Annotated in this window: 6 protein-coding genes; all 6 read left to right on the top strand. The window is 36.4% G+C overall.

Annotated features, from left to right (window positions below; translation table 11 throughout):
• The coding region (locus ACH2CJ_RS11140; RefSeq protein ID WP_394992879.1) for a TCP-1/cpn60 chaperonin family protein at window positions 1–591 on the top strand (591 nt) is incomplete at its 5' end.
• A gap of 442 nt (window positions 592–1,033) precedes the next feature.
• A complete protein-coding gene (locus ACH2CJ_RS11145) occupies window positions 1,034–1,225 on the top strand; it encodes a hypothetical protein (RefSeq protein ID WP_394992880.1) in 192 nt (63 codons plus the stop codon).
• Window positions 1,225–1,626 carry a type II toxin-antitoxin system death-on-curing family toxin gene (locus ACH2CJ_RS11150; protein WP_394992881.1) on the top strand — a complete coding sequence of 134 codons (402 nt, stop codon included), beginning with the start codon at window positions 1,225–1,227 and terminating at the stop codon, window positions 1,624–1,626. Before ACH2CJ_RS11145 ends, ACH2CJ_RS11150 begins: the two co-directional genes overlap by 1 nt.
• A gap of 54 nt (window positions 1,627–1,680) precedes the next feature.
• Window positions 1,681–2,670: a YhdH/YhfP family quinone oxidoreductase gene (locus ACH2CJ_RS11155; protein ID WP_394992882.1), complete on the top strand. Its 990-nt coding sequence runs from the start codon at window positions 1,681–1,683 to the stop codon at window positions 2,668–2,670.
• Window positions 2,671–2,809: 139 nt separating this feature from the next.
• Window positions 2,810–3,988 (top strand): acyltransferase family protein, encoded by a 1,179-nt coding sequence (locus tag ACH2CJ_RS11160; protein ID WP_394992883.1) that lies wholly within the window; start codon window positions 2,810–2,812, stop codon window positions 3,986–3,988.
• A gap of 374 nt (window positions 3,989–4,362) precedes the next feature.
• Complete coding sequence (locus ACH2CJ_RS11165; protein WP_394992884.1) at window positions 4,363–5,148, top strand: hypothetical protein; 786 nt, start codon at window positions 4,363–4,365, stop codon at window positions 5,146–5,148.
• Window positions 5,149–5,237: the final 89 nt, after the last annotated feature.

The raw sequence follows: 5,237 nt of genomic DNA on the forward strand, positions 1-5,237 counted from the left end.
AAGTCGCAGATGGAAGCAACCACTTCTGACTATGACCGTGAGAAATTGCAAGAGCGTTTGGCAAAATTGTCAGGTGGGGTAGCGATTATCTATATCGGTGCTGCAACTGAGGTTGAAATGAAAGAGAAAAAAGACCGTGTTGATGATGCACTTCACGCAACTCGTGCTGCCGTTGAAGAAGGTGTTGTAGCAGGTGGTGGCGTAGCATTGATTCGTGCTCAAGCAGCTTTGGTAGACTTGGAAGGTGCAAATGGCGACGAAACTACAGGTATTGCAATCATCCGTTCGGCAATCGAATCTCCATTACGTTGTATCGTAGCAAATGCTGGTGGCGAAGGTTCAGTAATTGTGCAGGAAGTGAAAAACGGAAAAGACGATTACGGTTATAACGCTCGTGAAGGCAAATTTGAAAATATGTTGGCAGCAGGTATCATTGACCCTACGAAAGTAACTCGTTTGGCTTTGGAAAATGCTGCATCTATTGCAGGTATGTTACTTACAACAGAAGCTGTTGTTTCTGACATTCCAGAAGAAAAAGGTCCAGACATGGGTCACTCACATGGTGGTGGCGGAATGGGTGGTATGATGTAATATCAGCCAAATTCAATATTAAGAAGGTCTCAGGAGTAATCTTGAGACCTTCTTTTGTTTACTGGATTCAAGTCAGATTTGCAAAATCACTTATAAAATACTTAATCGAAAAAGCCTTTTTTCAGACCAAAAAGCAAAAGTAGTATAAAAAAAAAGAGACAAACTAAGGTAATTGAGATAGTTTGTAAATTCTTGTGTGATAAAATCCATTTCGGTATGACTTTCCAAAACCTTCACCTATGTAAAACGTAAATGCTCCCCACCAAATAGTTAGTAAAGCAAAAGCGATTTTTTGATTAATATTAATCTTTTGTTCCTTCAATATATTTCAATAAGACTTGCTTTTTTAACAAAAAAACTCGTTTTTAATGTCATTAAAACTTTGAAGCTAAAAATATTTTATCACAGAAAATCGTTAAGTTTGTAAAAAAACATTACAATTATGACAGCAGTTTTGGATAAAAAAGTGATAAAGGAGGCTCTTCGGGAGTTAATAAGCGAGGAACCAGAAACTTTCAAAAATATATTGAAAGAGATTCTTAATGAACAAACAAGCTCATTAGACAATGAATTTGAGTATTTACTTCAAAAGAACTTTACTCGCTTTGAAGCAACTTTCAAAGCATTAGCTTGATGAAATATTTAAACAAACAACAAATTGTTAGGCTTAATCATGCCACGATTGAAGAACATGGTGGAAACTTTATGCCTCCTTATAATTTCCTGCATGAAGAAAATTTAGATTATTTAGTTGATGCTGTCCAAGCAGAAATGTTTGGAGTGTCTCTCTATCCAGCTATTCATGATAAAGCTGCTGTTTATTGTTACAACATTATCTGTAACCATATTTTTACTGATGGCAACAAACGAACTGGTTTGGCAGCAGCTCTCATGTTTTTAAATATAAACGGATTTGATTTAGATCAAAAAGTCAATGATTCGTTACTAACCGCTTTCATCATCAAAATTGACTCTGGGCAATCCGAGTTAGAAGAATGCAAAACGTGGTTTGTAGCAAATGTTGTTTTTATCTAAATCTATATTTTTGGTGTATTTCTACGAGTAAAGCAAATCTAAAATCATCTATTCATGTCAACATTTCAAGCATTCTATATTACCGAAAACGAAGATAAAACATTTTCGCAAGCAATTGTTGAGCGAAACATTGAAGATTTACCAGCGGGCGAGGTTCTCATCAAAGTTCAATATTCTTCACTCAATTATAAAGATGCACTGTCCTCAATGGGTAATCGGGGCGTAACTCGCAACTATCCTCACACACCGGGCATTGATGCAGCTGGCATAGTCGAAGAAAGTATTTCATCCGATTTTCAGAAAGGTGATAAAGTATTGGTAACAGGTTTTGACCTCGGCATGAATACTTCGGGAGGCTTCGGGCAGTTTATTCGTGTACCCGCCAAATGGGTTATAAAATTACCCCGTGGACTAAAACTCAAAGAAAGTATGATTTTCGGCACTGCTGGCTTAACCGCAGCTTTGTGCATAGATAAGCTCCTTCAAAACGGACTTAAATCCGAAAAAGGAAAAGTAATCGTAACGGGTGCAACAGGTGGCGTAGGCACAATGGCTGTAATGATTTTAGCAAAATTAGGTTTTTACGTAGTAGGAGTAACTGGCAAACCCGAAGGCAAAGAGTTTTTAATGAAAATTGGTGCAAAAGAGGTCATTTCGAGAGAAGAAGTTGATGATAAATCAAACCGACCATTATTGAAAGGTATTTATGCAGGCTGTGTCGATACCGTTGGTGGTAATATACTGGCAACTATCTTGAAATCAATGCAATACAACGGCGTTGTGGCCATTTGTGGTTTGGTAAATTCGCCCGAAGTGCCTACAAGTGTGTTTCCGTTTATTTTACGTGGTGTTTCGATGTTTGGTATTGATTCGTCAGAATGTGATTTAGAGTGGCGAAAAAAACTTTGGAAAAACCTCGCCAAAAACTGGAAGCCCAACGAATTACAAAGCATTTCAAAAACAATTACACTAAAAGGTCTTCCAAAAGAAATCAAAAAAATATTGAAGGGCAAACAAATCGGCCGTATAATTGTCAGATTGTAGATACACATTGAAATGGATATCAGTTGGTACAATAAACTTCAATTCCTCGTTTGTTACCACCAAGAGACGCATTTCAATACGTCTTTTTTATTTTCAAATAATAAAAAATCACTATCTTTAAGGCATAAACCCTAATTCTATGCCTGCCCTGCCTAATCGACTTACTTCGGCCGACGTTTATCGTGGCTTCGTGATGCTCCTCATGATGGGCGAAGTGCTGAGATTTAATAAAGTATCAGAAGCTTTGCCCGAAAGCACCTTTTGGTCATTTTTAGCCTTTCACCAAGACCATGTCGAGTGGATAGGTTGCTCGCTCCACGATTTAATTCAACCGTCATTTTCGTTTTTGGTCGGGGTAGTTCTCCCCTACTCTATAGCCAGTCGTTTGACCCAAGAAAGTAGTTTCAGCAAAGTGTTTGTTCATGCAATTAAACGGTCGTTGATATTGATTATATTAGGCGTTTTTCTTCGTTCGCAATACAAAACTCAAACTTATTTTACTTTTGAAGATACACTCTCACAAATTGGTTTAGGCTATCCTTTCTTACTTTTGCTTGGTTTTCGTTCTCAAAAGATACAAATAGCTGCACTTATTATCATTTTAATTGGCTATTGGTTAGCATTTGCACTTTATCCATTACCCAACATTAATTTTGATTACTCCAATGCTGGTGTTATTAAAGATTGGGAGCATAATCTGACTGGATTTGCGGCACATTGGAATAAAAACACCAATCTCGCTTGGGCGTTTGACCGTTGGTTCTTGAATCTTTTTCCAAGAGAAAAACCTTTCCTTTTCAACGGTGGCGGCTACGCTACACTGAGTTTTATTCCAACACTTGGTACAATGATTTTGGGGCTTTTGGCTGGTAATGTTTTGAAATCTGTTACTATTCCGAGAAAAAAACTAAAAATATTTATCATTTTAGGGATTTCAGGACTTGCTATTGGACTAATTTTAAACTGGTTGGGCATTTGTCCAAATGTTAAAAGAATCTGGACTCCCACTTGGGTGCTTTTCAGTGGAGGATGGTGCTTTTTACTCTTAGCTTTTTTCTATTGGATGGTTGATGTGGAGCAAAAAAGTAACTGGACTTATTGTCTGAAAGTGATTGGCATGAATTCTATTGCTGCCTATTTCATAGCGGATGCTTTGGGTGCTTATATTTCAAAATCTCTCAAAATTCATTTGGGCGAAAACTATTCCACTATTTTTGGTACACCTTATCAATATCTCATTCATGGTGGACTGATGCTTCTAATCTACTGGCTCATTCTTCGTTGGATGTTCAATAAAAACCTTTTTATAAGAATCTAAAAACGTATCATTTAAACTTCAATAACCACTATTTCCTAATAGTTGGCTCTCATGCAATTCCATTAATATTGCTCTGTTCTACATTGTAAAACTTTTTGATACCACTCAATCAATAAATTTCAAGCTATTTATTTTACTATTTTTTATTTTGAATGATTATGTGTGAATGTTGTAACTTATTATAAGAATTTTGTAATGCGTCACGATATTTATTCATTCAACTTTGTATTAGAAATAATTATTTTGACTGTGAAATATTCATATTCCACTTAAAATGGAATTCTTATCAAAGTTTTTCAATGCCGAAATAATTATTCAAAACATCAAAAACTGAATTTTACACATTTTTTTTAACATGAAAACTTTATTTACTAATGCAAAAATCAATCATTACAACTGCAGCAACTCGATCGAAATGTGAGTCACTAACTATCAACCCATTGTGTAAGTTCAGAAAGAACTCTCCTTTCGTTGGTATAATCATTTGTCTAATTATTTTTAGTTTTAGTGGAGCTTTGTTTGCCCAAAATAATCCCTCCGCAATGCTTGATGTAGCTTCAAACAATAAAGGTGTTTTAATACCCCGTGTAAGTTTAACATCTATCACAGATATATCTACTGTTGTCTCGCCCGCTACCTCACTACTTGTGTATAATACTGCGACTGTTGGCATACCGCCCAACAATGTTTCGCCTGGTTTTCATTACTGGACAGGTACAAAATGGAATCTTTTAGGCAGTATCACAACATTTGCAGAATTTTATGCACTTATGCCAGGCGATAATACAGCTACGATTGCAGCAGGTTCACCAATTGAATTTCCACAGAATGGACCAACAAACGGCATTATTACTCGCATAAATGCAAGTCAGTTTAACATCCCTGCTGTTGGAATATATATGGTCGATTGGCAGGTCAGCATTGCCGAAGCAGGACAACTTATTTTACAATTGAATGGTACTGACATTGCAACAAGCGTAGTTGGACGGGCAACAGGAACAAGTCAAATTATTGGTCATACATACATTACTACGCTATTGCCAAATTCTGTTCTAACCGTTGTGAACCCAAGCGGCAATCCAGTTGCTCTTACCATAAATCCTGGTGCGGGCGGAACACGAGCTGTTTCTGCAAATATTATTATTACTCGAATGCAATAATAATCTAAATTGAGAAAACCAAGAAGTAGGTTTAGTAGTCTATCATTACTAACCTACTTCTTGAATCTAAAATAAACACATAACTATAA

It is taken from the genome of Emticicia sp., assembly GCF_043780375.1.
Classification (GTDB): Bacteria; Bacteroidota; Bacteroidia; order Cytophagales; family Spirosomataceae; genus Emticicia.

Bases quoted from the DNA above. Each gene is read 5' to 3' on its own strand.
- ACH2CJ_RS11145 (WP_394992880.1), top strand. From the start codon at position 1,034: ATGACAGCAGTTTTGGATAAAAAAGTGATAAAGGAGGCTCTTCGGGAG.
- ACH2CJ_RS11160 (WP_394992883.1), top strand. From the start codon at position 2,810: ATGCCTGCCCTGCCTAATCGACTTACTTCGGCCGACGTTTATCGTGGC.
- ACH2CJ_RS11165 (WP_394992884.1), top strand. From the start codon at position 4,363: ATGCAAAAATCAATCATTACAACTGCAGCAACTCGATCGAAATGTGAG.
- ACH2CJ_RS11150 (WP_394992881.1), top strand. From the start codon at position 1,225: ATGAAATATTTAAACAAACAACAAATTGTTAGGCTTAATCATGCCACG.
- ACH2CJ_RS11155 (WP_394992882.1), top strand. From the start codon at position 1,681: ATGTCAACATTTCAAGCATTCTATATTACCGAAAACGAAGATAAAACA.